At 71.6% G+C, this 26,157-nt stretch carries 20 protein-coding genes; 11 read left to right on the top strand and 9 right to left on the bottom strand.

Annotated features, from left to right (window positions below):
* The first annotated feature begins 118 nt into the window (after positions 1-118).
* Entirely contained in the window at positions 119-910 is a 792-nt protein-coding gene (locus AB0R04_RS22695) for a YhjD/YihY/BrkB family envelope integrity protein (protein ID WP_363373933.1), read from the top strand.
* A 109-nt stretch (positions 911-1,019) separates the two neighbouring features.
* On the opposite strand, the gene AB0R04_RS22690 is transcribed toward AB0R04_RS22695, so the two are convergent.
* Positions 1,020-3,179, bottom strand: a complete 2,160-nt coding sequence (locus AB0R04_RS22690; RefSeq protein WP_363373930.1) for a catalase — start codon at positions 3,177-3,179, stop codon at positions 1,020-1,022.
* Between the two features lie 368 nt (positions 3,180-3,547).
* Between AB0R04_RS22690 and AB0R04_RS22685 the strand changes: the two genes are divergently transcribed.
* Together AB0R04_RS22685 and AB0R04_RS22680 are read left to right on the top strand one after the other, a co-directional pair.
* The gene (locus AB0R04_RS22685) at positions 3,548-3,877 is read left to right on the top strand and encodes a helix-turn-helix domain-containing protein (protein ID WP_363373927.1); all 330 of its coding nucleotides are present in this window, start codon (positions 3,548-3,550) and stop codon (positions 3,875-3,877) included.
* Between the two features lie 166 nt (positions 3,878-4,043).
* Positions 4,044-4,511, top strand: coding sequence for an STAS domain-containing protein (locus AB0R04_RS22680; RefSeq protein WP_363373925.1), 468 nt, complete (start codon positions 4,044-4,046; stop codon positions 4,509-4,511).
* A 48-nt stretch (positions 4,512-4,559) separates the two neighbouring features.
* Here AB0R04_RS22680 and AB0R04_RS22675 read toward each other — a convergent pair whose 3' ends face one another.
* From AB0R04_RS22675 to AB0R04_RS22665, 3 genes are all read right to left on the bottom strand, one after another.
* Positions 4,560-5,438, bottom strand: coding sequence for a thioredoxin domain-containing protein (locus AB0R04_RS22675; RefSeq protein WP_363373923.1), 879 nt, complete (start codon positions 5,436-5,438; stop codon positions 4,560-4,562).
* 237 nt (positions 5,439-5,675) lie between these two features.
* Positions 5,676-6,644 carry a thioredoxin domain-containing protein gene (locus tag AB0R04_RS22670; protein WP_363373921.1) on the bottom strand — a complete coding sequence of 323 codons (969 nt, stop codon included), beginning with the start codon at positions 6,642-6,644 and terminating at the stop codon, positions 5,676-5,678.
* Between the two features lie 220 nt (positions 6,645-6,864).
* Positions 6,865-13,068 carry a hypothetical protein gene (locus AB0R04_RS22665; RefSeq protein WP_363373918.1) on the bottom strand — a complete coding sequence of 2,068 codons (6,204 nt, stop codon included), beginning with the start codon at positions 13,066-13,068 and terminating at the stop codon, positions 6,865-6,867.
* 881 nt (positions 13,069-13,949) lie between these two features.
* Between AB0R04_RS22665 and AB0R04_RS22660 the strand changes: the two genes are divergently transcribed.
* The 3 genes from AB0R04_RS22660 (at position 13,950) to AB0R04_RS22650 (ending at position 16,509) form a co-directional block, all read left to right on the top strand.
* Complete coding sequence (locus AB0R04_RS22660) at positions 13,950-14,786, top strand: helix-turn-helix transcriptional regulator (RefSeq protein ID WP_363373916.1); 837 nt, start codon at positions 13,950-13,952, stop codon at positions 14,784-14,786.
* A gap of 100 nt (positions 14,787-14,886) precedes the next feature.
* Positions 14,887-15,579: an SDR family NAD(P)-dependent oxidoreductase gene (locus tag AB0R04_RS22655; protein ID WP_363373914.1), complete on the top strand. Its 693-nt coding sequence runs from the start codon at positions 14,887-14,889 to the stop codon at positions 15,577-15,579.
* A gap of 150 nt (positions 15,580-15,729) precedes the next feature.
* Positions 15,730-16,509, top strand: coding sequence for an SDR family NAD(P)-dependent oxidoreductase (locus AB0R04_RS22650; protein ID WP_363373911.1), 780 nt, complete (start codon positions 15,730-15,732; stop codon positions 16,507-16,509).
* Between the two features lie 68 nt (positions 16,510-16,577).
* On the opposite strand, the gene AB0R04_RS22645 is transcribed toward AB0R04_RS22650, so the two are convergent.
* The 3 genes from AB0R04_RS22645 to AB0R04_RS22635 all read right to left on the bottom strand — a co-directional run bounded on the left by AB0R04_RS22645 (position 16,578) and on the right by AB0R04_RS22635 (position 20,334).
* Positions 16,578-17,957, bottom strand: a complete 1,380-nt coding sequence (locus AB0R04_RS22645) for a hypothetical protein (RefSeq protein ID WP_363373908.1) — start codon at positions 17,955-17,957, stop codon at positions 16,578-16,580.
* 144 nt (positions 17,958-18,101) lie between these two features.
* Positions 18,102-18,680: a TetR family transcriptional regulator gene (locus tag AB0R04_RS22640; protein WP_363373906.1), complete on the bottom strand. Its 579-nt coding sequence runs from the start codon at positions 18,678-18,680 to the stop codon at positions 18,102-18,104.
* A gap of 172 nt (positions 18,681-18,852) precedes the next feature.
* Entirely contained in the window at positions 18,853-20,334 is a 1,482-nt protein-coding gene (locus AB0R04_RS22635) for an FAD-dependent monooxygenase (protein WP_363373904.1), read from the bottom strand.
* A 68-nt stretch (positions 20,335-20,402) separates the two neighbouring features.
* On the opposite strand from AB0R04_RS22635, the gene AB0R04_RS22630 reads away from it, so the two are divergent.
* Complete coding sequence (locus tag AB0R04_RS22630; protein ID WP_363373902.1) at positions 20,403-21,032, top strand: TetR family transcriptional regulator; 630 nt, start codon at positions 20,403-20,405, stop codon at positions 21,030-21,032.
* A 72-nt stretch (positions 21,033-21,104) separates the two neighbouring features.
* On the opposite strand, the gene AB0R04_RS22625 is transcribed toward AB0R04_RS22630, so the two are convergent.
* Positions 21,105-21,353: a hypothetical protein gene (locus AB0R04_RS22625; RefSeq protein ID WP_363373900.1), complete on the bottom strand. Its 249-nt coding sequence runs from the start codon at positions 21,351-21,353 to the stop codon at positions 21,105-21,107.
* On the opposite strand from AB0R04_RS22625, the gene AB0R04_RS22620 reads away from it, so the two are divergent.
* Positions 21,352-22,617 (top strand): SMI1/KNR4 family protein, encoded by a 1,266-nt coding sequence (locus AB0R04_RS22620; protein ID WP_363373898.1) that lies wholly within the window; start codon positions 21,352-21,354, stop codon positions 22,615-22,617. The genes AB0R04_RS22625 and AB0R04_RS22620 overlap by 2 nt on opposite strands.
* 58 nt (positions 22,618-22,675) lie before the next feature.
* Here the strand turns inward: AB0R04_RS22620 and AB0R04_RS22615 are convergent, their stop codons facing one another.
* Positions 22,676-23,581: a LysR family transcriptional regulator gene (locus tag AB0R04_RS22615; protein ID WP_363373895.1), complete on the bottom strand. Its 906-nt coding sequence runs from the start codon at positions 23,579-23,581 to the stop codon at positions 22,676-22,678.
* Positions 23,582-23,650: 69 nt separating this feature from the next.
* On the opposite strand from AB0R04_RS22615, the gene AB0R04_RS22610 reads away from it, so the two are divergent.
* The 3 genes from AB0R04_RS22610 to AB0R04_RS22600 are packed head-to-tail and all read left to right on the top strand — an operon-like array spanning position 23,651 to position 26,112.
* A complete protein-coding gene (locus tag AB0R04_RS22610; RefSeq protein WP_363373893.1) occupies positions 23,651-24,553 on the top strand; it encodes an EamA family transporter in 903 nt (300 codons plus the stop codon).
* Positions 24,550-25,410, top strand: a complete 861-nt coding sequence (locus AB0R04_RS22605; protein WP_363373890.1) for an NAD(P)H-dependent oxidoreductase — start codon at positions 24,550-24,552, stop codon at positions 25,408-25,410. The genes AB0R04_RS22610 and AB0R04_RS22605 overlap by 4 nt, the downstream gene beginning before the upstream one ends.
* Positions 25,411-25,461: 51 nt before the next feature.
* On the top strand, positions 25,462-26,112 hold the full coding sequence (locus tag AB0R04_RS22600) for a dihydrofolate reductase family protein (RefSeq protein ID WP_363373887.1): 651 nt from the start codon (positions 25,462-25,464) through the stop codon (positions 26,110-26,112).
* Positions 26,113-26,157 lie beyond the last annotated feature (45 nt).

Here is a 26,157-nt window from a genome sequence, read left to right as displayed (position 1 = left end):
CGTCCGTGGGCGTCGAGCACAGCGAGGATCCAGTGGCAGTGAACCGACCGTCGCCGTCCCCGCCGTCGCCGTCGCCGTGCGGCGTCCTGGGTTGAGCGGCGTGCGCCGCCGGAGCCGGTTGACGGAGATCGCCCGCAGCTGGTGGCAGGTCCTGCGGGCGGCCGTCGTCGGCGTGTGGGAACACGGCCGCACCATCGAACTGCTCCAGCGTTCGATGGCCTTCGCGGCGCTCTTCTTCGTGACCCTCGTGCCGCTGCTGATCGTCATCGCGGCCGCCTTCCCCTCGCGCGGCAGCGGGATCTCCGAGTGGATCACCGACGGCCTTGGCCTGAGCGGGCCGGGCGCCGACGCCGTCCACCGGCTCTTCGCCTCCCGGGGCCAGGTGCTCAGCACCACCACGGGCTTCGGCCTGGCCGCGCTGGCGGTCTTCGGGGTCTCGTTGATGGCGTCCGTCCAGGGCGTCTACGAGCGCGTGTGGGAGCTCGACCGCGGCCCGTGGCACGCGGTCTGGCGCCAGACCCTGGGTCTGGCCGGGCTGATCGGGTACATCGTGCTGGCCGCCTCCAGCGGCATGCCCTGGCACCACTCGGCCGTCCAGCCCTCCTTCCGCATCGCCGTCACGACCGTCGGCGGCCTCCTGTTGTTCTGGTGGCTTCAGCACCTGCTGCTCGCCGGACGCGTCCCGCCGAGGCAGCTGCTGCCCGGAGCCGTCGCGACCATGGTGGCGCTGGCGGGTCTGCGGCTCTTCTCCCGGCTGGTCTTCGCGCCGCTGCTGGTGTCCAACGCGGTCTCCTACGGGACGGTCGGGACGGTGCTGATCGTCCAGTCCTGGCTGATCGGCGTCGGCTACACCGTCTACGGCGGCGCACTGGCCGGGCGCGCCGTGGTCCAGGCCCGCCGCACGCCGTAGCGCCGGCGCCAGGCCGGGTGGCCGGTGCTACGGCGCGCGGGTGGGTTAGGGCGCGGCGCAGCGGGCAGGCGCGCGGGCGGCCGGGCACGGACGTGGCGCCGCTGCGGGGTCAGCGGTCCGGGAAGCGGTGCCGCTCGACCAACCGGGCGAAGCCGTCCCACAGGGCCGGATCCGCCGGCTCCTGCGGGTCGTGGAGCGCGACGCCGGCCAGGTTCCCGGGCGCGTCGTAACCGCCCGCCCGGGCCAGTTCGACGCCGGAGCCGAGCAGCGCCGCCGGCTTGCCGTGGCGCAGCGCCTCGGCGAGGAAGCGGACGGCGTCCGGATCGGCGGCCAGCGCGGGCCCGGCGCCGTCCGGAACCACCACCGCGTCGTACAGCACCGAGGCGGTGGTGGGCAGCGGGCGGTCCACCGGCAGAGGGCCACCGCCACGGGCGGCCACGTGACCGCCGTGCGCGGCCAGCGTCTCCACGACGGCGCCCTGCGCGCCCAGCCGCTCGTGCGCGGCCCGCACCTGGCCGCCGTCGACCCCGGGCGCGGCCAGCACAGCGACCTTGCGGGTACGGATGCCGCTGCAGCGCAGGTTCTCCAGGCTGAGCGCCGGGGAGACCCGGGGGCCCGCCGACTCGTCGCCGTCCCGCGCTGCCGCCCGCTCCTCGGGCGACGGCTGTGGTTCGGGCACGCCGATGCGCCGGGCGACCTCCGCCGCCAGGTCGGGGTCCACGCGCACCAGGTTGCCGACCATCCGGCGCCGCACCTCCTCGTCGCCCACCTTGCCGAGCTCGAACGCGAACGCGGCGGTGATGTGCCGCTGCTCCCAGCCCGCCATGCTGCGCCAGAACAGCGCGGCCTGGCTGTAGTGGTCGGCGAAGCTGGGGCTGCGCCGCCGGATCGCCCTGCCGTTGACCCGCTGCTGGTAGTGCTGGAACACCCCTTCCGGCAGGTGGCCGCCGCCCAAGGTGAACGGGCAGCCGCCGCCCACCGAGTTCGGCGCGTAACTCGTCCCCGAGTGGACGACCTGCTGGCCGTAGCCGTCGCGGTGGTTGGTCCGTACGTCGGCCAGCGGGCGGTTGACGGGCAGCTGGCCGAAGTTGGGGCCTCCCAGGCGGATCAGCTGGGTGTCCAGGTAGGAGAAGTTGCGGCCTTGGAGCAGCGGGTCGTTGGTGAAGTCGATTCCGGGCACGATGTTGGCGGTGTGGAAGGCCACCTGCTCGGTCTCGGCGAAGAAGTTCTGCGGGTTGCGGTCGAGGACCATCCGCCCCACCGGGCGCACCGGCACCAGTTCCTCCGGGATCAGCTTCGTGGGGTCCAGCAGATCGAAGGGGAAGGCGAACTCGTCCTTCGCCGTGACCAGTTGGACACCGAGCTCCCATTCGGGGAAGTCCCCCGCCGCGATCGCCTCCCACAGGTCCCGGCGGTGGAAGTCCGGATCCCGCCCGGCGGTGACCTGGGCCTCGTCCCACACCTGGGAGCAGACGCCGAGCCGCGGCCGCCAGTGGAACTTGACGAACGTGCCGCGCCCGTCCCGGTTCACCAGGCGGAAGGTGTGCACACCGAAGCCCTGCATCATCCGGTAGCTGCGCGGGATCGCCCGGTCGGACATCACCCACATCAGCATGTGAGTGGACTCGGGCTGGAGCGAGCAGAAGTCCCAGAAGGTGTCGTGCGCGGAAGCGCCGGTGGGGATCTCGTTCTGCGGTTCGGGCTTCACCGCGTGGACGAAGTCCGGGAACTTGACGGCGTCCTGGATGAAGAACACCGGCATGTTGTTGCCCACCAGGTCGTAATTCCCGTGCCGGGTGTAGAACTTGGTGGCGAAGCCGCGGACGTCCCGTACGGTGTCGGCGGAGCCGCGCGGGCCCTGCACGGTCGAGAAACGTACGAACACCGGGGTGCGGCGCCCGGCCTCCTGGAGGAAGTCGGCGCAGGTGAACCCGGCGAGCGACTCGTACGGTTCGAAGAAGCCGTAGGCGCCGGCGCCGCGGGCGTGCACCACGCGTTCGGGGATGCGCTCGTGGTCGAAGTGGGTGAGCTTCTCGCGGAGGTGGAAGTCCTCCAGCAGGGTGGGGCCGCGGTCGCCGATGATGAGCGAGTTGTCGGTGTCGTCGACGCGCACACCCTGGTCGGTGGTGAGCGGGCCGTCCGGGTCCGGGGCGCGGAAGGCGTCGAGTGCGGCGTCCTTGGCGTCGGTGGCGTTCTTGGCGTCGGGTCCGGGTCCGGGGTCGGGGTCGGCGGGCGGCTCGGGCTGGGGGGTTTCGGGGTTGATGGGCATGTCGCGGTCTCCGTCCTGGGAACGGCGCGGGGCGGCCGGGCCGTCGGCCCCCGGCTCGTGTCGGCGGGGCGGCTGCCCGATGGGCGGCCCGGCAAACCGCGCGCGAGCGGCCGTCGGCGCCACAGCAGGAGGTCAGCGGTGTTCGGCAGGGGCGCGCGGTGTTTGAGCGCGGTGTTTGGCAGAGGGGCATCGGGGGACACGCCGGAGTCGGGAGGGGAAGCCTCTGCATGAGGAGACGAGCAATGTCGAACGATGCCATCGTCCTGTTGCGGTAGGACGACAAGGGGGAGTTCGGCGAGCGGATGCAGGCCGTGCGCGAGACCGCGCCGCGACCACGAAAAGCGGGAAGGAGCACGCGAATTCCTCTCATGTCTCAGCCAACGCGACCGCCCTATCCTGAGGGCGTGGAAGAGCAGCCGGCCATCGGGCGCCAGTGGACGTTCCTGACCAATCACGCGCGCGTCCTGGTGCAGATCGCCCGGGACCCGGGCATCAGGGTGCGCGACATCGCGACCAGTTGCCTGCTGACCGAGCGAGCGGTCCAGCGGATCATCGCCGACCTCGAAGCGGCGGGCTATCTCAGCCACCACCGCGTCGGGCGCTCGAACGTCTACCGCGTCATCGACGGCAAGCAGCTGCGCCACCCCGCCGACAGCGGCCCGACGCTGGCGGAGCTACTGGCCGTCCTGCTGCGCTGACCACGCCGCCGATGGCACGCCGATGACAGGCCGATGACACGCATGGCCGAACCCGATTGCACGCATTGCCATTGACGAATTTCCGTTCACGTATTGGTTGACGTGAGAAGGGATTCGGCAGACGCTGGAGATGTCGTCCCATGGCTCACAGGCAGGAGAAGAGACCATGCGCGGTAAGCCGCCCGTGGCGCGTTCCGCTGCCCCGACTCCTCCACCCCCCGTGCCGCCCCCGCCGCCCCCGGTCGACGGGAGCCTGCCCGCGGACCTGCACGTCGCCAAGGGCCTGCTGGTCCGGCTCGCCGTCGAAGGGGACCGGGTCCGTGCGACGGTCCGCGGCGAGATCGACCTCGACGTCGTCGGCGGCCTGGACGAAACCCTCGGACGTGCGTTGCAGGCCAGCGGCACCGGGCTCGACGTCGACCTGTCCGCCGTCCCCTTCTGCGACAGCTCCGGCCTCAACCTTCTGCTGGGCCTGCGCAGCACCGCGCACCGCACCGACCGCACCCTCGCGATCACCGCGGCCAGCACCCAGGTCGAGCGCCTGCTCGCGATCACCGAGACGACCGGCCTCTTCACCCCCGCCGCCACCGAACGCCCCGCCGACCCCCCGCACACCGGGAACGCAGACCCATAGCCGCACGCCGACTCCCCCTCCCCCCTGGCGCGGGCCTGCCGGTACGGATCAGGGCGATGGGGCCGAACTCGGCGTCGAACGCGGACGGGCCGCATGCTCGGGCGGCTGCGCAGGCGAAGAGGGGAGTGACGCTGAGGGCGACGGTGAGGGCCCGCCGGCCTCGGCGACGGCTTCGAGCACCGCGCCCTCGAACGCCTCCTTCGAGGCCATGGCCCCACCGGCATGCCCGTCGAGCTGCTTGCCGTTGAGCAGCATGGCCGGCGTCCCCCGGAATTTGTGATCGCGGAACTCCTCCGTGACAGTGCGCACCCAAGCCTCGTGCGTTCCCTTTTTGACGCATTGCTCAAAAGCCGGGGTCCGCAGTCCGGGGACATTTTCGGCGAGCCGAAGGAGTTCCGCACGGTCGGCGAACCTGTCGTTCTTCTCCTCGGGTTGGTTGGAGAAGAGGACGGCATGGTAATGGGCGAATTTGGCCAGGTCCTGCGCGCACGCGACGGCGTTGGCCGCTCGCAGCGAACCCTTCCCACCAAGGCCGGCGTCGATGGCCGCGAGGGGGTGGTACTCCAGGCGCAGCCGGCCGGACTGCACGTACTTCTGCAGTACCTCGCCGAGGCGCGCCTCGGCCGCCTGGCAGGCGGGGCAGCGGAAGTCCTCGTATACCTCCAGGGTGGCCGGAGCCTTCTCCGCCCCCACCTCGATGGCCTTGCCTCCGGCCACCGTTCCGAGGGGCGCCAGCGCGGGCCGGTCGTCCTGGGACCGGTACGTCTGCACGACGACCCCTGTGATCACCGCAGAGGTCACGACGGCGGGCACGAGGCCGAATGCCATGAAACGGCGTCGACGCTTCGCGAGAATTTCCCGTGCCGCGCGTTCCGCGCGCCTGCGCTCATGTGCAATCAGCTTTCCATTTCGATTTGCCCGGCTCATGTTCCCCTCGTTCGCTGGTTGGTTTCTGAACGTTGAACCCGAATTATTCGGTGCGAGTTCTGCCCACGGAGGGGACGGAATACCTCTCCGCCCTTCCGCGTCTACCGGAAGAATTACTCCGGGCCGCCGTTTCGCAGTGGCCCTCAGCCGCCGGGTCGGTCCTGACCGGGAGTGACGCGCGGCGCTGAACCGGGCGGGGGTGTTCCGTCGCGTGACAACGGCCGGGGCGACTGGTCGTCAGTCGTCGGAAGCGTGTGATGACTCCCTGGTGCCGGAAGCCGCCGCCGTGCGCCCGGATGCTTCGGCCGTCCTCGCCCTGCTGGGCGAGGCGGACGCCGAGGCGGAGGAGGCTGCCGAGGCGGAAGGGGCCGCCGAGGCGGAGGGGGCCGCGTGCGCCGAGCCCGAGGCGGTGGCGGCCGGGCCCGTCGAGGCGCGCGGGTGCGACGGGGTGCTCACCGGCGGGTGGAAGCCAGGGTCCTTCAGCGCGAGGTCCTCGACCGTCTTCCACAGCTTGGTGGCAGCTTCGTCACCGTCGATTTCGACCCGGTCGCCGTTGAGCACGGCCACCGGTGCGTCCGTGTGGAACTGTTTCGCGAACGTGCCGCTCTCGCGGCTCACCCAGCCCGCGTGCGTGCCGTCGTCGACGCACCGGTCGAACGCCGCGGACCGCAGCTCGCTCACCCGGTCGGCGAGCGAGCGCAGGTCCTGCTTCGCGTCCGGGTCCTGCTTGCCGGCCGCGACGAGCACCTCGCGGAAGGCGGTGAACTTTCCCGCGTCCTGGGCGCACGCCGCCGCGTTGGCGGCCTGGGCCGAGGTCTTGCGGCCGTCGGTCGTCACCGGGTGGTATTGGATGACCAGGCGATTCTCGGCGACCAGCTGGCGGAGCGTCGGGTCGAACCGCTCGGCGAACTTCCGGCAGGCAGCGCAGTCGTAGTCCTCGTAGACCACCAGCGTGGCGGGTGCCTGCTGGTAGCCGACCGGGATCGAGTCTCCGCTGGACCCGGACGGGGGTTCGGCGTGGTCGGGTCCGAACCCCGAACGGAACAGGAATCCGCTGCCGACGACCACGGCCGCCACGGTGACGGCCAGCAGGACGCGCTTGCGGGTCCGGTGCGCCGACCCGGTCCGGACGGATTGCCGCCGATCGGACGGCGCGGGGGAGTCATCTGTCGGATTGGGGACATCCTCGTCGTCCCAGAAGGCCATGGGATTCGTTCCAATCGGTTCGACACTCGACGGCCGGATGCCGAGTGATTGCCTGTTCCCCCCCCTGTTTATAGATATGAGCCGAGCGATGAGCTGCTCACCGTACCGATCGTCAATCAGCAATTATGCGAACGCAGCAACGCCACGACAGGGCGGTGGCCCGGAAACGGGTGTTCCCGGGCCACCGGTCGGGGCCGATCAGACCTCGGTCAGGCTGCGATCACTCGCTCCTCACTCCCTTCCGGTTCCGCCGAACCCTGACGACCACGACCAGCAGGGCGCCGAGGCCCGCCAGGAGCGCGCTCGTGAGGGTGAAGGGCACCACAGCGGCGCCGGTGTGCGGCAGGATCCCGCCGTTCGGGCCGGAGACGTTGCCGCCACCCGGCTGCGGGTAGCCGGCCGGCTCCGGTCCGTGGCCGACCTCCATCCCGTCGCCGTGACCGCCGTGGCCGTGGCCGTCACCCGGCTCGGGCTTGTGCTCGTTGCATTTGTCCCTGTCGCAGGGCGGGGCGCAGCGTGCGATCGCGGAGGACGGGGGAGTGGTGATCGGCGGGGTACCCGGCGCGGCGTTCGGCGGCAGGAAGGAGGCCGTCACGGTGTTGGTCGTGTCCTCCGTGATGACGCTGGAGCAGAAGAACCTCTTCTCCTGCCCGGAGGCCAGACTGAACGTCCCCGCAGCGACGACGCAGGAGGCCTCCTGCTGGTCGTTCAGTGTGATGCCGCTGATGTCGACCGTGCCGGTGTTGGTGACGGTGATCCGCCAGTACGCCTTGCACTTGTCGCGGTCACAGTCCTCCTTGCCGTCGTTCTTGTGGAGAGTCGTCTCCTTGCCCCACGGACCGGACCCGCCCTCGGCGCAGTTACCGGGGACGTCGGACTGGCAGACCTCCTTGTTGATGGTCAGCGAGGGAACGTTCGCCGTGGCCTCGGAGGGCGGGGTGGTGATGGGCGTCCCACCGGGACCGGGGAACGTGGCCGTGACGGTGTTCGTCGTCGACTCCGTCAGGTGGGAGCTGGAGCAGAAGATCTGCTTGTTCGTCCCTGCTGCGAGGTTGAAGGTGCCGGCGGCTGTGGCGCATGCCGGGGTGACGGTGTCGGTCAGGGTGATGTCGTTGACCGGGACCGCACCGGTGTTGGTGACGGTGATGCGCCAGTAGGCGGTGCCGCCCGGTGCGACGGTGGTGACGCCGGCCCAGGGGCCGTTACCACCGGGCCCGCAGTCGGCGGCGGTTGAAGAGGTGCAGACCTCCTTGACGATCGCCAGGGACGGAACGTCAACTGCTGCCTCGGAGGGCGGGGTGGTGATGGGGGTGCCGCCGGGGCCGGGGAAGGTCGCGGTGACGACGTTGGTGGTGGACTGGGTGACGTTGGGGAGGTTGCAGTAGATCTGCTTGTTCGCTCCCGGCGCCAGGTTGAAGGTGCCGGCGGCCGTCGCGCAGCCCGGGGTGACGGCGTCGGTCAGGGTGATGCCGGTGATGTTGACGCCGTCGGTGTTGGTGACGGTGATGCGCCAGTAGGCGGTGCCGCCGGGCGGGAGGGTGGTGATGCCGGCCCAGGGGCCGCTGCCGCCGGATCCGCAGTCGGCGGCGGTTGCCGAGGTGCAGACCTCCTTGTTGATGGTCAGCGAGGGAACGTTGGCCGTTGCTTCCGACGGCGGTGTGGTGATCGGAGGTGTGCCGCCGGGGCCGGGGAAGGTCGCCGTGACGACGTTGGTGGTCGAGGTGGTGACGTTGGGGAGGTTGCAGTAGATCTGTTTGTCTGCTCCCGGCGCCAGGTTGAAGGTGCCGGCGGCCGTCGCGCAGCCCGGGGTGACGGCGTCGGCCAGGGTGATGCCGGTGATGTTGACGCCGTCGTTGTTGGTGACGGTGATGCGCCAGTAGGCGGTGCCGCCGGGCGGGAGGGTGGTGACGCCGGCCCAGGGGCCGCTACCACCGGGCCCACAGTTCGCGGCTGTGGTGGAGGCACAGACCTCCTTGACGATCGTCAGGGAAGGAACGTCAACTGCTGCCTCGGAGGGCGGCGTGGTGATGGGGGTCCCGCCAGGGCCGGGGAAGGTGGCCGTCACGACGTTGGTGGTCGAGGTGGAGACGTTGGGGAGGCTGCAGTAGATCTGTTTGTCTGCTCCCGGCGCCAGGTTGAACGTGCCGGCCGCCGTCACACAGCCCGCGGTGACGGGGTCGGCCAGGGTGATGCCGTTGACCGGGACCGCACCGGTGTTGGTGACGGTGATCCGCCAGTACGCGGTGCCGCCCGGTGCGACGGTGGTGATGCCGGCCCAGGGGCCGCTGCCGCCGGATCCGCAGTCGGCGGCGGTTGTCGAGGTGCAGACCTCCTTGACGATCGCCAGCGACGGAACGTCAGCCGTTGCTTCCGACGGTGGTGTGGTGATGGGAGGGCCACCGGGGCCGGGGAAGGTGGCTGTCACCACGTTGGTGGTCGAGGTGGTGACGTTGGCGAGGTCGCAGAAGACCTGCCTGTTCGCCCCCGTCGCCAGGTTGAACGTGCCGGCGGCCGTCACGCACGCCGGGGTCACGGCATCGGTCAGGGTGATGCCCGCGATGGGGACCGTCCCGGTGTTGGTGACGGTGATCCGCCAGTACGCGGTGGCACCGGACGGGATGATGGTCGTCTTGGCCCAGGGGCCGCTACCACCGCTGGCGCAGTCGGCCGCAGTGGTCGAGGTGCAGACCTCTTTGAGGATCGTCAGTGACGGAGCGTCGACGGTGGCCTCGGCGGGCGGGGTGGTGATGGGCGTGCCGCCGGGGCCGGGGAAGGTCGCGGTGACGACGTTGGCGGTGGCCTGGGTGACGTTGGCGAGGTTGCAGAAGATCTGCTTGTTCGCTCCTGCCGCCAGGTTGAAGGTGCCGGCGGCCGTGGCGCACGCCGGGGTGACGGGGTCGGTCAGGGTGATGCCGGTGATGTCGCTGGGGCCGTCGTTGGTGACGGTGATCCGCCAGTAGGCGGTGCCACCGGACGGAACCGTGGTGCCGCCGGCCCAGGGGCCGCTACCGCCGGGCCCGCAGTCGGCGGCGACTGCCGAGGTGCACACTTCCTTGACGATCGCCAGCGAGGGAACGTTGGCGGTTGCTTCGGAGGGCGGTGTGGTGATCGGAGGTGTGCCGCCGGGGCCGGGGAAGGTGGCCGTGACGACGTTGGTGGTGGGCTTCGTGACGTTGGCGAGGTTGCAGAAGATCTGCTTGTTCGCTCCCGCTGCCAGATCGAACGTGCCGGCGGCCGTGGCGCATGCCGGGGTGACGGCGTCGTTGAGCGTGATGCCGGAGATGTTCACCGCACCGGTGTTGGTGACGGTGATGCGCCAGTAGGCGGTGCCGCCGGGGGCGACGGTGGTGACGCCGGCCCAGGGGCCGTTGCCGCCGGGCCCGCAGTCACCCGCGGTTGCCGAGGTGCAGACCTCCTTGACGATCGCCAGCGACGGAACGTCGACCGTGGCCTCGGCGGGCGGTGTGGTGATGGGGGTGCCGCCGGGGCCGGGGAAGCTCGCCGTGACGACGTTCGTCGTCGAGGTGGTGATGCCGGGGAGGTTGCAGAAGACCTGGGTGCTCGCCCCTGCCGGGAGGTTGAACGTTCCGGCGACCGTGGCGCACGCCGGGGTGACGGCATCCGTCAGGGTGATGCCGGAGATGTCGACGCCGTCGGTGTTGGTGACGGTGATCCGCCAGTACGCGGTGGCGCCGGGCGGAACGGTGGTGACGCCGGCCCAGGGGCCGTTACCACCCTCGATGCAGTTGGCGACCGTTGCCGAGGTGCAGACCTCCTTGACGATGGCCAGCGACGGCACGTTGGCGGTCGCTTCCGACGGCGGTGTGGTGATGGGGGTGCCGCCGGGCCCCGGGAAGGTCGCCGTGACGACGTTCGTCGTCGGGGCGGTGACGTTGGGGAGGTTGCAGAAGACCTGTCTGTTGGCCCCCGCCGCCAGGTTGAACGTTCCTGCCGCTGTGGCGCACGCGGGGGTGACGGCATCCGTCAGGGTGATGCCCGTGACGGGGACCGTCCCGGGGTTGGTGACGGTGATGCGCCAGTAGGCCGTACCACCCGGTGCGACCGTGGTGAGACTCGCCCAGGGGCCGCTGCCGCCGGGCCCGCAGTCACCCGGGTTCGCCGAGGTGCAGACCTCCTTGAGCACGGTCAGCTCAGGCTTGCAGGACGGCCCGGGAGTCACCTGGAGGGTGACGGTGTTGGACGTGACCGGGGCCATGCCGTTGGTGGTCGCTGTGGCCTGGTCGCTCACCGAGGTGACGGTGCAGTCCTCGCTGACCTTGGTCTGGTAGCAGACCTGCGGCGGGTCGCCGACGAACGTCACCTGCATCTTCGGCTGGTTGTCCGGAGTGAACGACGCCCCGCTGATCAGGGTGAGGTTGGCGACGACCTGGATCGGTGAGGCGCTGATCGGGACGGACGAGATGTCGGCTTTCATGGTGGTGGTGTCGAAGGGGAACGTGCCCAGGGCCGCGCCGTTCGAGTCCTTCACGGTCACCGACGACTGCGCGAAGTTGACCGTCGTGGGATCGATGTCGACGAGGCTCACCGTGCCGTACGACGTCACGTGCCCCGTCTTGCCGTCGCAGTAGTACGCGCTCGGGTCGAGGCTGCCCTGCGCCTTGGTCTTGAGGCACGGGGAGGCGCCGGTGGTCGGGTCCATCGAGAACAGGAACCCGACGTCGCCGAGGCTGTACTTGCACTGGCCGTCGTAGGCGAACCCGTAGGGGCTGGTGTAGCCGCCGTCGACGTTGGGCGGGCCGTTGACGACGCCGGCGTTGCCGAACGAGCCGCACGGCGACTGAGTGGTCCAGTCGTAGCAGTACTCGGTGCTGTTCAGAGTCGGCGTGTTGCCCAGGTAGATCCAGTACGGGAACTCGGTGTCCAGGTGCCCGTTGGGGGCGGTGATGGTCAGCGGGATCTGGAAGTTGCTCTCGCCCGAGGCCACGTTGGTGCTGACCAGCGTCTGTAGGCCCGGTGCCGCGGCGATCGGGTTGCCGACGAAGTCGAAGCAGACCACGGTGCCCACCGGCGGGTTGGTCTCCGCGAGCACGCCGCCGACCACCGAGCAGACGCCGATGGCGGTGCCTGCGGAGTCGTACGTGGCGAAGACGTTGTCCGCGCGAGCGGCGCCGCCGGCCGTCGGAGTGACCAGGACCTTGGGCGTGGTCCAGCCGGTGCAGGCCGCGTTCGTCGTCGGGTCGAAGCAGGACATCACCGTGGGATTGGGCACCGGTTCGTTGTCGCTGACGTAGATCTTGCCGTTGATGACCGTCATCGTGCCCGAGTAGTCCCCGGTGAAGCCGCCCTGGCCCTCGTTGGGGGGCAGGCCGATGGAGAAGGTCCCGCAGGACGCGTTGGCGGTGGGGTCGTAGCAGAGGATCTCACCGGTGCCGGACACGGCGTAGATCAGACCGTTCGGCGCTTCCACCACACCGCCGACGACACTGCCGGAGCCGGTTTGCAGAGGCACGAAGCCGCAGCTCTTCTGCGCCTGGAGGTCGATGCAGCCGACGCCGATCTCGGCGAAGGTCACCCGGCTGACGGCCGCGTAGTACAGCTTGGACCCGGACTGCACGTAGGTGGGCGTGCGGGTGCTGCCGAGGTCCCCACTCGTCCCGCCGACGGCCGCGGAGTTGAGCGGCTGGGGCCAGGACGCCGGTGTGCCGTCCGGCAGGGGACAGGGACCGTTCGTCAGCAGGTCCGTGCAGACCACGGCAGCCTGGCTGGACGCGCCGTGGTGGTAGATGTTCCACACCTCGGGCGTGGGCATGCCGTTGATGGTGGCGGTATAGAGGATCGGCGTGAAGCCGTCGCCGCCGGTGGCGGTGTTGATGGGGGTGAACGGCGGTGGGATCTGCACCACCTGACCGGTCGCCGGGGACGCGAACACCGGGTTGGTCGCCCGGATCGCGTTGGTGGCCGCCCCCTGGTCCGTCGACGTGAACGAGGTGCCGGCGTCGGTGGACCACTGCCTGCTGAAGCCCGGAGGCACCTTCAGCGAGTTCGGCACGTAGGACTGGGTCTGCGGGGTGCTGCCCGGGCCGCCCTGGATCACGTCGGTGATCACGGTGTTGGCGGGGGCGCCGTCCGGGTTGGTGGCCGAGACCACCCACTGGACGGTGTCGCCCTGGGTGGTGGTGCTGCTGCTGCCGGTCGCCAGGTCGGTTCCGGTCTTCTCCAACGTCACCGGCTGCTGCCGGCCCGCCGGCTTCCCGGTGGAGGGGGCACGCGGGGTGGCCGGGGCGGCGTGTGCCGGCAGTGTGAGCGAGGTGACGGTCGCGGCGACCGCCACCAGCACGGCGAGCGCGGCGCGGAAGGCCCGCAGCGCCTCGGCGGCGGAGCCTTCGCGTGGTGGCAGGAGCGCGACGGCGGTCCTGCGGGCCAGTCGCCCGATGCTCGCGACGATGCCGAGCAGTCCGGCCACTGCCGCGCGTGCCTCGGGTCCGTACGGGGACCGGGCGCGCAGCGCCCCGCCCTGCCGTCGTACGCCGGATGGGGTTGCACGGCGGCGGTCCCGGGCCGTGCGTGTGGTCGCACAGCGCCTCATGACGATTCCTTTCGATCCTGCGCAGGGGCCGCGTCGGCCCGGAGAAGCGGAACGGGGGTTACGGACGGTGTGGCGGCGCGTTGAGGGAGCAACAGAAGGGGGCCGGCCGAGTTGCCGGTACACAGGTCTGGGAGATGCGGTGGAGTCGGACCTACGGTCCGTCCGGTGGCGCCCGCCCGCGCCGGGGGCGCCGCACCGTCCGGACCGGTCCGGGGGAGAGCCGGCGGAGCGTCAGCCGCGATCGGCGGCGGCCTCGGTCGGGCAGCACCGTTCGGCACACCGGGTCGTGCGCATCGTCGGACGCATCGTCGGGCGGATCAGTGGCCGCGTCTGTTGCCGGTGTCTGGTGAATCGGTGCTCCCAGGGCCTGTCGGACGAACGGCCGGCGTCGGCGAGTACTGGACGCACGGGGCCGCCGCGCAGCAGGGCAGGACAAGCCGGGCTGTTCGGCAGTCAGTTTTTCTTAAAAAAATGTGATAAACGAGGCGATACGGACAAATTGGCGAAGGTTCACCCGGCTGGCCACACCGCAGACCGCCGCCCGTGGCGCACCCGGTTCCCGGGACCCGACGCCCGGCCCGGCCCGGTCCGACCTCGGCCCGGCCGTGCCGCCCGCGCGGCCTGCCGGTTCTGTTCGGCATCGACGAGCACCGTCCGGCAGATCGAGAGCCGTCCGGTGGTGCAGGCTGGGAGGACACGTTCTTCCAGGGAAAAACATGTCCTCCCAGCTCGCGCGGCGCCCTGGCACAGTGGCCGGTGTGAGCACGAACAACGACAAGCGCCGGGAGTTCGCCACGTTCCTGCGTGCCAGGCGCGCCGAGGTCTCGCCTCGACGGGTCGGACTTCCCGTGTACGAACGGTCCCGCAAGGTGGCCGGGCTGCGCCGGGAGGAGGTGGCCGGGCGGGCCGGGATCAGCGTGGACTACTACACCCGCCTCGAACAGGGCCGGCTGCCCGCACCGTCCGGCAGTGTCCTGGACGCACTGGCCCGCGCCCTGCTGCTGGACGACGACCAGCGTGACTACCTGCGCCAGCTGGCCGACCTGGCCCCGGCCCGCCGACAGCGGCGTTCACGGCACCAGGTCGTGCCCGCCGCGGTGCTGGCCGTACTGGCCGATCTGCGGACCACGCCCGCCGTGGTCCTGGGCCGGTTCATGGACATCCTGGCCTGGAACGACCTCGCGGCCGAGCTGCTGTTCGACTTCGCCGCGGTCCCCGAGGAGCACCGCAACTACCTGTGGCTGACGTTCCTCGACCCGCGGACGCGCGAGCGCCTGCCGGACTGGGACCTGTCGGCGGGCGAGTGCGTCGCCTACCTGCGGATGGACGCCGGCCGCTACCCCAGCGACCCCAGGCTCGCCGAACTGGTCGCCGAGCTGAGCGCCGAGGACTCCGACTTCCAGCACTGGTGGACCACCTACCGAGTCTCCGGCAGGAACTTCGGCAGCAAGCGGGTCCTGCATCCGGTCGTCGGCGAGGTCCGGCTGAACTGGCAGGTCCTCACCGTCGCCCAGGAACGCGACCAGTTCCTCGCGGTCATGCCCGCCGCCGACGAGGAGAGCAGAGAACGGCTCACAGCCCTGAGCACACCGTAGGAACGCGCACGGCGCGACCGTGCGGTTCCACCCACCCGGAAAGGAGGTGAAGGCGCGAGGAGCCCCGGATCACGGGGGCCCGACGCCTTCACAGCACGCCATGACGACCACACTCATCACCGGAGCCACCCGCGGGATCGGCCTGGAGGCCGCCCGCCAACTGGCCGGGGCCGGACACACCGTCTACCTCGGGGCACGCGACCTGGAACGCGGCCGGGAAACGGCCGAACAGATCGGCGCCCGCGCGGTACAACTCGACGTCACCAGCGAGGAGTCCGTCCAGGCCGCCGCGCAGCTGATCTGCGAGGAGGCCGGCCGGCTCGACGTCCTGGTCAACAACGCCGGCATCTCGGGCAGGTGGAACCCGCCTGCCGAGATCACCGCCGCCGACCTGGAGACGGTCTACGCCACCAACGTCTTCGGCCTCGTCCGCGTCACCCACGCCTTTCTGCCGCTGCTGAAGGCTGCCAGCCACCCCGTCATCGTGAACGTCAGCAGCAGCGGCGGCTCCCTCGCCCGCTGCAGCGACCCCGCCAGCCTTGAGGCGACCTTCCCGATGGTGGCCTACTGCTCGTCCAAGAGCGCGGTCAACATGATCACCGTCCAGTACGCCAACGCCTTCCCGACCATGCGGATCAACGCCGTCCACCCGGGATCCGCCGCCACCGACTTCAACCCCCGCGGCGCCGTGTCGGCCGAGCAGTGCGCCAAGATCATCGTCCGGATGGCCACCATCGCCCCCGACGGCCCCACCGGAGGGTTCTTCGAGGAGGAGGGCCCCGTCCCGTGGTGACTGTCGTGACCGTCGTGACCGCGGGGTCACACGGCTGACCGATGGGGTCTCGCCCCACTGACGACCGACCAGCCGCAGGCAGCGCCCTCGTGACGCCGCGAGACCCGCACTCCGGCCGTCACGGCCGACTACCGACAGGGAACGACGCGCATGAGCAACCTCGCACTCGTCACCGGCGCCACCTCCGGAATCGGCAGGGCATTCGCCGAGCGGCTGGCCGGCGACGGCTACGACCTGGTGCTGGTCGGCCGGCGCCGGGAGCGGCTGGAGGAGTTCGCCGCCGCCCACACCGGGGTCGAGGTGCGATCCGTGGCCGCCGACCTGTCCACCGGCGAGGGCATCGACACCGTCGCGCGGATCTGCGCGGCCGAACCGCTGACGCTGCTGGTCAACAACGCGGGCGTCGCCCACTACATGCCGCTCGCCGACCTGCCCGCGGACCTGGCCCGCGAACTGGTCGACGTCAAGGTCCTCGCCCCCACCCTGCTCACCCGTGCCGCCGTCGCGGGCATGCAGGAGCGCGGCCGGGGCGCGATCATCAACGTGGCCGGCATGATCGCCTTCAGCGGCCCCGCCCCGCACTCCCAGCTGCCCCGCCGCGCCGTCTACGCCGGCGCCCTGGCCCACCTGGTCGCGATGAGCCAGACGCTGTCGGCCGAGCTCGAAGGCACCGGCGTCCAGGTTCAGGTCGTCTGTCCGGGGGTGGTGGCCACCGAGTTCCACGAGCGCCAGGGCCTCGATCTGAGCGCCGTACCCAGGATGAGTGCCGAGGACGTCGTCACCGCGGCCCTGCGCGGCCTGCAACTCGGCGAAGTCGTGTGCGCGCCCGGCGTGGAGGACGCGAGCCTTCTCGACGCCGTCTTCCGGGCCGAGCTGGCGGCGTTCGGCGCGCAGAGCCCCGAACTCGCCACCCGCTACCGGGCCGGCTGACCCGTACCCGCCCCTCGGTGGCCGGGTGTCGGCTACCGAGGGGCGGCCCCTTCCAGGTGGAGCGGGTGTCAGCTGGTCCGCGGCGGGTCGACCCGGGCCACCAGTCGGCTCGGGCTGTTGCCGGAGGCGGTTGCCCGGTCGGCGGGGTGGTCGGTGGTGCGGTCGGTGGGGTGGGTGACGGGACGGTCGGCGGGGTGCAGGGTGACGTTCTCCGGGTAGAGCCGGCCGAGTAGGGCCAGGACGACGAGGTCGTCCTGGCCGGTGGCGTCCAGGACGGCGTCGCCCGCCACCGTCCACACCAGCCCCGGTGCGCGCAGGGACGTCCACACGTCGGTGGCGGCGGGCGGGTCGGTGGCCGGTGCGTCGGCGGGCAGCGCGTCGGCGCTGGCGGCGCCGTCCGGCCGGTGGGCGAAGCGGTGGCCGCGCAGGGCCTGGCCGAGGTCGACGTGGGCGGTGGCGCCGTCGTGGGTGAGCTCGATGGCGGCGGTGCGGGCCCCGTCGGCGACCGGCCCGGCGACGATGCGGCCGGTGATGCGGCCGGTGAGCGGCCCCGGTGCGGTGGTGGCGGGCGGCAGGTGCTCGACGAGGGTGCGCGGCGCGGCGTAGTAGTCCCGCAACTCGGCGACGTGCGTGACGGTTTCGTCGGCGGCCGGGTCGGGGCGCCAGGTCAGCAGGTACCGGGGGGCGGTCAGGGGCGGCTGGTCGAGGACGGCCGGCAGAGCGGTGCCGCCGCTCGCCTCGAAGCCGTAGCCGGCCGGGCTGGAGGTGCCGGATGTGCCGGGGCTGCCGGTGACGGCGTGGCGGGCGAAGGCCACGATGCTGGTGTGCCGGATCCGGCGGACCAGGAGTTCGGTGAGGAACGCGTCCCGGGCCGGTTCGATGTGCCGCAGCCCGGTCGGAGTGATCAGGAGCGGGACGTCCTGCCAGTTGGTGAAGGGCAGCAGGGCGTCGCGCAGCAGGACGGCCTGGTGCAGCCACTCGTTGTAGAGCTGCATCGTGACGGGTCCGCCACGGCGGCCGAGGAGCAGGTCGGTCGCGGGAGGGGTAAGCAGGTGGCCGTAGCAGTGGCTGCGGACGATCAGCGGGCCGGCGGGCAGCGCGATCCGGTCGGCGAGCAGCCGCTCCAGGGCCGCGGCGGCCCAGGAGGCGAGCTCATGGCCGATCTCCTCGGCCTGCGCGCCCAGTTCGCGAGCGGCCGGGGCGCTGCCCGGGCCGATGGCCAGCGGTAGGGAGGTCTCCCGGGTCCCGAGGGCGAGGGTCGCGCGGATCTGGGTCTCCAGCACCTCGCCGTCGGCGGCGGTGAGGGCGTTGTCATCGATGACGCCCTGCAGCAGCGGCTCCGTGGCCGTGAAGAAGTCACGGGCGGTCAGGGCGGTGCCGGCCGCGGGGAAGGTGTTCCAGCGGCTGCCGCCGAGGGCGGGCGTACTCGGGGTGGGTGCGATGGGCACGGGTCCTCCGAAGTGTCGATGGAGCGTTTTGATGGCGCGCTTCGATGGAGCAGGGAGCGTTTCGGTGGAGCAGAGGTGGAGCGCCGGATGCGGGATCTGACCCCTTATCTGGATCGTTCGATACAGATTTCGGGCATGAAAAAGTCAGTCGAGGGCGGCGAGCGCGACCTCCACGACGGGTTCGAGGGCTTCGGGGTCCGGTGTGATCTTCGAGGAGACCAGCAGCCCGTTGAGGAAGGTGACGAAGAAGGCGGCGAGGCTGTGCGGGTCGTGCCGCGCCGCGATCTCACCCCGTTCCGCCGCGACCCGCAGCACCTGCGCGAGCGCGTCCCGGCTGACATCCTGCATGTCCCGTACGGTGCGCCGGATCGACGAGTCCCCCGGTAGGCGCTCGCAGGCGGCATTGACCGCCAGACAGCCCCGACCGCCGTGCTCGGCGGCGATGCGGACCCGCTCCATCAACATCGTGCGGATCGCCGAGCGGACATCCGTCCCCTCCTCCAGGCTGCGCAGCGCATCCGCCGCGAGGGTGGCGCGGTAGTGGTCCAGCGCGGCCCGGTACAGGCCGGCCTTGTCGCCGAACGCCGCGTACAGGGACCCCTGCCCGATCCCCAGGTGCTGGGTCAGGTCGCGCACCGAGGTCGCCTCGTAGCCGCGCGTCCAGAACAGCTCCATGGCGCGGCTCACCGCCGCCTCGGTGTCGAACTCCCGGGTCCTTGCCATGGTTTCACCGTAGCCTATCTGGATCGAATGCTCCAGATAGAGCGGCCGCGCTCTTCCCGACGTGAGGCCTCCGTGGAACCGGCGGATGCCCCGTGCGGCAGGTGGCGACAGCGCGACGGGCGGTCCGTCGGTGCGCCGTGGACCGCGGCGTACCGACGAACCGCCCGGGGCCTCAGCCGAACCAGCGGGCGAGGGCCGTGTCGAGCGGGGTGCCGTCGGTGTCGGTCCAGGCGAGGTAGCCGTCGGGGCGGACCAGGAGGGCGCCGGCGCCGTCCACGTCCTCGTCGGTCTTCGCCAGGACGTGCTCGACCCGGTCGGACCGGTCGCCGACCGACCGTCGCCTGCCGTCGAGGGAGAGCAGCAGGCCCCGGCCGGAGCGCATCAGCCGGCTCGCCCGGGTCGGGCCGTCCTCGGTGGTCAGGTCCAGGTCGATCAGCCGGGGGCCGACGCCGGGGTACCGGAGGCCCAGGCCGGACATCATGCCCGAGACGTACCGGTTGGTGTCGGGCAGACCCAGCAGCTCGGTCACGAGCTCGCGGACCGTGCCGAGCTCCTCGTCCCGGCCGGGATTCATGATCACGGCCTGGGCCCGGGTGTGGCGCAGCACGCGCGCGGCGACGGGGTGCCGCTCCTCGTGGTAGCTGTCGAGCAGACCGTCGGGCGCCCAGCCGCGGATCGTGCCGGCGAGCTTCCAGCCCAGGTTGACCGCGTCCTGGAGGCCCAGGTTCACGCCCTGGCCGCCGATCGGCATGTGGATGTGCGCCGCGTCCCCGGCGAAGAACACCCGGCCCTCGCGGTAGCGCTCGACCTGGCGCACGGCGTCGCCGAACCGGGAGGCGGCGCGCAGTTCGCCCAGTTCGGTGTCGGGGCCGTACACGGCGTGCAGCGCCTCGCGGACCTCGTCGGCCGAGACCGGCGTCTCGCGGTCCGGGCCCTGTCCGGAGAGCCTGCCGAACAGCATCCGGTACAGGTCCGGGCCGATGGGGTGCAGGATCGCGTGGAAGCCGCCGGCCACGCGGGTGTACTGGCTGAAGTGCTTGCGCTCGGTGGGGACCGTCTCGGACCGGGAGGCGAGGGTGAGGTCGGCCGCGACGGCGGACATCCGGCGCTCCCGGCCGGGGAAGGGGACGCCCAGCAGCCGGCGGACCGTGCTGTGCCCGCCGTCGCACGCGACGAGGTAGCGGCCGCGGATCTTACCTCCGTCCCGGGCCTCACCGCCGCCGGGGGTGCCGTCCGCGTGCCACGTGATTGTGATCCCCTCCGGGTCCTGCGTGACCGCCGTCACCTCGTGGCCGCGGAGCACGGGGACGCCTCGCTCGCCGAGCAGCCGTTCGAGGTGGGCCTCCAGCCGGACCTGCGGAACGTTGACCGGGTGGGGGTGCCGGGTGCGCCAGGGCCGGCAGTCCAGCTCGACCGGCAGGGTGGCGAAGTGCCCGCCGGTGGTCTCGGACGGCTCCTGCGCGAGCAGCGGCTCCAGCAGCCCGCGCAGGTCGAGTACTTCGGCGGTGCGCGGCTGGAGCCCGCCCGCCCGGGACTGGGTGCTGGGGGTGCGCTGCTTCTCGACGACGACGGCCGGCACCCCGGCCAGCGTCAGCTCGTAGGCCAGCATCAGCCCGGTCGGGCCCGCCCCCACCACGATGACCTCGGTTCGCACGATGACCTCCCGAAAGAAGAAACTGGGTGCAATTCTGCACTCAGTCTACCACGAGGTAGACTGAGTGCATGAATCAGCAGATGGGCCTGCGGGAACGCAAGAAGGAACGCACCCGGGAGACGATCGCGGCGACGGCGATCCGCCTCTTCCTCGACCGGGGCTTCGACCAGGTCTCGATCACCGAGATCGCGGAGGCGGCGGAGGTCTCCCGGCGAACCCTCTTCGCCTACTTCCCGACGAAGGAGGACCTCGTACTCCAGCGGTTCGCCGACCACGAGAGCGAAGCGGCCCGGACGGTGCGCGCCCGCCCGGCCGGCCAGCCGCCGCTGGAGGCGCTGCGCGCCGCCATGCTCGACGCCCTGGCGCGCCGCGACCCCAACACCGGCCTGTGCGACGACCCCGAGGTGATGGCCTTCCTCCGCATGATCGTCGGTACCGAGAGCCTGGCGGCGCGGATGATCCGCTACACCGTGCGCGGAAGCGACGCACTGGCCGAGGCACTGCTGGAAGCGGGCGTCGACCCGCTCGACGCACGCCTGGTGGCCGCCCAGGTGATCGTGGTGCAGCGGGAACTGGCGGTCCTGAACCAGGAATGCCTGGCAGGCGGCGCGTCCGCCGACGACCGCTACCCGGAGGCCGTCCGCGCCGCAGAGCGGGCGTTCGACCTGCTGCGCGACGGACTGGGGCAGCACGGGTAGCGCCCAGGCGCATCGGCCTCCCGGAGCACTCCGCACTGTCGGGGGTGGGCGTCATAATCGCCACTGCCGTGATCACCGGATCTGCTGGAGGCCCTCGTTGTCCTCGTCGTCGCCCTTGCCGTCCTCGTCGCCTTTGCCGTCCTTGCCGTCCTCGTCGTCCTCGTTGTACGACTTCGCGACCTGGGAGCCCCTGCTGCGGCTCCTGCGGGCTGACCACGCGCAGGCGCTCGCCGCGCCGGGCGGCGAGGTGGCGGGGCTGATCGGCCGGCACGGGTGGAGCGTGCCGGTGAGGATGCGGTACCCGAAGGCCGGGCGCGCCATGCTGGTGTCGGACAACCAGGAGCAGCACGACGCGATCGAACGCGTCCGGGCCGCGCTCATTGAGGCCGGGACCGGTGATGTCGCCTTCGCCGTGGAGATACCGGCGAGCGGGAAGGCGGCGCTCCATCTGTTCGACCACGGCCCGGCCGTCGACCCGGGCATCGGCAACGCCCACCCCGGCGCGCTCACCCTGGTCGAGGGCGCGGTGCCCGAGCCGTGGCGGCGCCTGCCCGAGCCGGTGCCCGGGGCGGCGCCGGCCCCCTCCGTGGACCTGGAGCTGCTGGAGCGGACGCTGCGCAAGCGGATGCCCGACGAGACCGGCGCCACCGAGGAGGAGATCGCCGCCGCGGAGGCCCGCCTGGGTGTGGCGCTGCCCGAGGAGATCAAGGTGCTCTACCGGGTGACCGCCGCGCGGTGGTGGGAGCACACGGAGAACGACGAGAACGACGAGAACGACGAGGACGTCGAGGACGCTGAGGCGTGCTGGGAGGCGTCCGACCGCGTCGGCGACGCGCTCGGCTTCGAGCTGAGCTCCCTGGACGGGCTCGTCATCGCCGACCGCTCGCGCTCCTCGTTCCGTTGGGAGCACGCGGCGACGGAGGCGTGCGTCACCCCGCCCGACGCCGCCGTGCAGGACCTGGTCGGCTCGCCCGGGTGGATCGTCATCGGCGACAACGGCGGCGGGGACCTGGTGGTCGTCGACCTGACCCCCGGCCCTCGCGGCCACCTCGGGCAGCTCATCGTGCTCGACCACGAGCGGAGCGTCGGCGCCTGCCTGTTCGCCGAGTCCCTCACCGACCTGGTGCGGGACCCGGACCGGAGCTGGTACTCCGGTCGGAGCCTGGACCCGATGCCGGTGGTGGCGAGGCTCCACGGCGAAGTCCCCAACAGCATCGAGGCGGCGGCCCACCCCGACCTGGAGGTCCTGACCCTCGGAGGGTGGCGCGGCGAACCGGTCAGTCTGACCCCTGTCATCGGGTTGCCCCGGCTCCGCACCCTCTACGCCGGCCCCGGGGCGCTCGCCGACCCCCGGGAGGTCACCCGGCTGACCGGACTGGAGTTCCTGGAGCTGACTCCGGAAGACTGGCGCTGCCTGCTCGACGCCGGCGCCGTCCCCCGCGGCCTGTCGGCCGCCGCCATCGAGGCCCCGAGCGACCACGACCTGCGCCCGATCATGGCCCTCGCGAACGAACTCCTCACCCTGTGGGAGCGCCCCCTGATCACGGAGACCGTCATCGAAGGCGACCTCGGCCCCCTGCCGTAGCCCTGTCGCGGATCTCGTGTGCCCGGGAGAGTGAGGCGGCCCTGCTGGATCGCCGCTGTCACTTTCGCGGGGGTGGCGAGGAGTCGGGTTTCTCGCCGTAGAGGTCGATGGCGAGGGCGACTGCGGCGTGGGTCGCGGGGTGGGGGTCCTGGCGGCGCCAGATGAGGTGGACGGGGACGGGGGCGGCGTTGCGCAGGGGGCGGTAGACGATGCCGTCGCGGCGGTACTGGGCGGCGGTGGCCTGGGGGGTGACGCCGATGCAGCGGCTGGTGGCGATGGCGGCGAGCCAGTCGTCGATGTCGTGGGTGTAGATGACGGCGGGCCGCTGGTCCTCGGGCCACAGGTTCAGGGCGGTGGTGCCGGTTCGGCGGTCGATGGCGAGGGTGCGGGCGGGGATCTCGTCGAGGCGGATGCTGCGCCGGCGGGCCCAAGGGTCGTCGGAGGCGAGCGCGACGATGCGGTGTTCGTGGCCGATCAGGGCGTGTGACCAGGGCTTCAGGTCGAGCGGGGCGCGGACGACGGCGAGGTCGCACATGCCTTCGGCCAGCCCGCCGGTGGGGGAGTTGTGGCGGACGAGGCGCAGCTCGACGTCGGGGTGGCGCTCGTGCCAGCGGCGCTGGAAGTCGGTGGTGTGGCGGCCGAAGGCGGACCAGGCGTGGCCGAGGTGGAGTCGGGCGTGGCCGGCGGTCGCTTCCGCGACCAGGTCGTCGGCGCCGGCGAGCAGGACGCGGGCGCGGGCGAGGACCCGTACGCCGGCCGGCGTGGGCGCGATCGTGCGGCTGGTGCGGTGCAGCAGCCGCACCCCGAGGAACTGTTCCAGGGCGTGCAGGTTGCGGGAGACGGCGGCCTGGGAGATGCCCAGTTCGGGGCCGGCGTCGGTGAAGCTGCCGGTGTCGATGATGGCGACCAGGCAGCGCAGGTGCTTCAGTTCCAGATCGGCGGGACTTTGTCGTCGCTCATCCATACGCCGAGCGTATCAATGGGTCGGTGAATGCATTTTGCGTATGGCTGCGCCGGCTCCACTGTGGAGGGCATGGTGCTGAAGGGTTCTCATGAGGGCGTCACCGCCCAGGGCGACGGGCGCCTGGCCGGGGTGGCGCTGATGCTGGGTTCCGGCCTGTCCAACCAGGCCGGAGCCTCGATGGCGGCGCTCGCCTTCCCGGTGATCGGTCCCGCGGGTGTGGTGGCCGTCCGCCAGTGGGTGGCCGCCGGGGTGCTGTGGGCGGTCGGCAGGCCGCGGCCGCGGTCGTTCACGGTGGCGCAGTGGCGTCCGGTCCTCGGGCTCGCGATGGTGTTCGCCGTGATGAACCTGTCCCTCTACACGGCGATCGACCGGATCGGGCTCGGGCTGGCCGTCACCCTGGAGTTCCTCGGCCCGCTCGCGGTGGCCCTGGCCGGCTCGCGCCGACGCATCGACGCCCTGTGCGCGGTGGCCGCCGCGGCCGCGGTGGTCGTCCTGGCCCGGCCCTCGCCCTCCACCGACTACCCGGGCATCGCCCTGGCCCTGCTCGCGGCGGTGTGCTGGGCCGGCTACATCCTGCTCAACCGGGTCGTCGGCCGCCGCCTGCCCGGGCTGGAGGGCTCGGCCGCCGCCGCCGCGCTCTCGGGGCTGCTCTACCTGCCCGTCGGCATCGTGGTGCTGTGCCTTCGTCCCCCGACCGCCGCCGCCCTGGCCTGCGCGCTGGCCGCCGGCGTGCTGTCCTCGGCGGTGCCCTTCCTGGCCGATCTGCTGGCGTTGCGGCGGGTGCCCACGCAGTTCTTCGGCGTGTTCATGAGCGTCAACCCGGTCTTCGCCGCGCTGATCGGTCTCGTCGTGCTCGGCCAGCACCTCGGCGCGGCGTCCTGGCTCGCCATGCTGGTGATCGTCGGAGCGAACGCGGTCGCCGTCACCACCGCCCCCATCACCCCCGTCACCGACAGCAGGAGCGCCTCGTGAAGGTCCTCATCGTCCACGCCCACCCCGACCCCGCCTCCTTCAACGCCGCCCTCAAGGACACCGCCGTGGCCACCCTGCGTGCACAGGGGCACGAGGTGCAGGTCAGCGACCTGTACGCGATGGGCTTCAAGGCCGTCCCCGACGCCGAGGACTTCACCGACACCCGCCGCGACCCCGAACGCCTGCAGATCGACGTGGAGCAGGAGCACCAGTACGAGACGGGCACCCACCCGCCGGACGTGGCGGCCGAGCAGGCCAAGGTCGAATGGTGCGACCTGCTGATCCTCCAGTTCCCGATCTGGTGGTTCTCGATGCCCGCCGTCCTCAAGGGCTGGGTCGAGCGCGTCATGTCCCGGGGCTTCGCCTACCGCCGCGGCCGCAAGCACGCCAAGGGCGTCTTCCTCGGCCGCAGGGCCATGATCTGCTGCACCACCGGCACCTCCGCCGCCACCTACGCGCCCGACGGCATCGAAGGCGACATCCAGCACCTGCTCTGGCCCGTCAACAACGGCGTCTTCCACTACCTCGGCTTCACCCCCCTGCCGCCCTTCGTCGCCTTCGCCCCCCGCCAGGCCACCGACGAGGATCGCCGCGAACTGCTCGACGCCTACGCCCACCGGCTGCGCCGCATCGAGGACGTCGAACCGCTGTACTTCCACCCCCGCGAGGACTACGGACCGGACCAGCGTCTCCTGCCGGGTGTCGAGGCCCGCAGCGGCTTCCAGCGAAGCCCCCGCGCCCCCCACCGCCCTGCCGCTCCTGCGGAGGAGCACAGTGATGAGCGGGGCCCCGAGAAAAAGATCGAGAAAAAGATTCGGGCCGATGTCGATTCGGCCGCGTCCGCTGCGACGTCATGATGTGCGGCGTCTTGCCGCACGGTGACGCGACGAGATCTGACGAGGGAACACGTGGACCAACTGCTCAGAGTCATGAACTTCAACGTCTCCAGTGACGGCGTCGGTGCCGGTGCCAGCGAGCAGCAGAGCTTCGATCGGCCGTTCGGCCACGACCATCCCGAGAAGCTGTTCGCCTGGGCCGGGGCCACGGCGAGCTGGCCCATGCGGACGGCTCCCGGGGGGAGCCGGGGTCTTGACGACTACTTCACGCGGGACTTCGCGCGCAACATCGGTGCCGAGATCATGGGCCGCAACAAGTTCGGGCCCCAGCGCGGGCCCTGGCAGGACGACGAGTGGCGCGGCTGGTGGGGTGACGAACCCCCGTTCCACACTCCGGTGTTCGTCATGACCCACCACGGGCGTCCGTCGTTCACGCTCTCCGACACCACGTTCCACTTCGTCGACGGCGACCCGGCCACGGTCCTCGCACGGGCGCGGGAGGCGGCGCAGGGCAAGGACGTCCGGCTCGGTGGCGGGGTCGGTACCATCCGGCAGTTCCTCGCCGCCGACCTCGTCGACACCCTGCACGTGGCGGTGTCGCCGGTGAAGCTCGGCCCTGGGCTACGGCTCTGGGAGTCACCCGACGAGCTGCTCGACCGGTTCCACCTGGAGGTGGTGCCCAGCCCGAGCGGGGTGACGCACCACCTGTTCTGGCGGAGGTGACGTGAGGGCCCGCCCCGGGCGGCCGACGCCCGGGTGACGGCCTGC

It is taken from the genome of Kitasatospora sp. NPDC056731 (genome assembly GCF_040687675.1).
GTDB lineage: Bacteria > Actinomycetota > Actinomycetes > Streptomycetales > Streptomycetaceae > Kitasatospora.
The sequence above is the reverse complement of the archived record's forward strand: the minus strand, read 5'-3'. Positions and strand labels throughout refer to the sequence as shown.